At 36.1% G+C, this 635-nt stretch carries 1 protein-coding gene; it reads right to left on the bottom strand.

What is annotated here, in order from left to right; genetic code table 11:
• Window positions 1-530, bottom strand: a 530-nt coding sequence (locus KI369_RS28470; RefSeq protein WP_274382498.1) for an HAD family acid phosphatase, incomplete at its 3' end; no start/stop codon positions are given.
• Between the last annotated feature and the right edge of the window lie 105 nt (window positions 531-635).

The raw sequence follows: 635 nt of genomic DNA, 5'->3' as shown, positions 1-635 counted from the left end.
TGTAGTAATATATGTTCTTTCGTTGCTTGAGGAGCACCTACACGCTCAAGATTTTTAATTGTTGCATCTAGTTGGTTCGTTTTACGATTTGAGATGTAGTAAATATCTACACCTTTAGACTCGGTATATTTTAAGAAATCAATTGCGCCTGGAAGGGCTTCGGCTTCAGCCTTATTAATCCAGTCATCCCATTTATACGGATAGCCTTTGCCTGTTTTTACGCTCATGGCTTGATGAGGGCTGTTGTCTAAAACAGTTTCATCTAAATCAAGTACGATAGCAGGTTTTTTTTCTGTTCCCTTTGCAAGAGCTGCATCAAGCTTTAATTGACCGATATTGTATCCCTGGTAGTAAAGTGCTTTCGTTTCACCAGCTGTTTGATACCATAAATCAGCCATTAATTGCTGGTCTGTTAATTTTGCCTTCTCTTCTTTTGCCACAGTTTTCTCTTGTGTTCCGGAACATGCTACAAGTGATGTAGATAGAACTGCTACAGATAATAAAGTGGTAATGCCCCTCTTCATCTTCATATGTATCCTCCTTGATGTTAGAAAATCAGTTAATATTATATATCGAAAAATAATATTTTTTGTATGAACATTTGCATATTGTCTTTTGTATATATAGTAGTATGT

The sequence above is a fragment of the Bacillus sanguinis genome, assembly GCF_018332475.1.
GTDB classification, from domain to species: Bacteria; Bacillota; Bacilli; order Bacillales; family Bacillaceae_G; genus Bacillus_A; species Bacillus_A sanguinis.
This window is presented reverse-complemented; position numbering and strand designations above follow the sequence as displayed.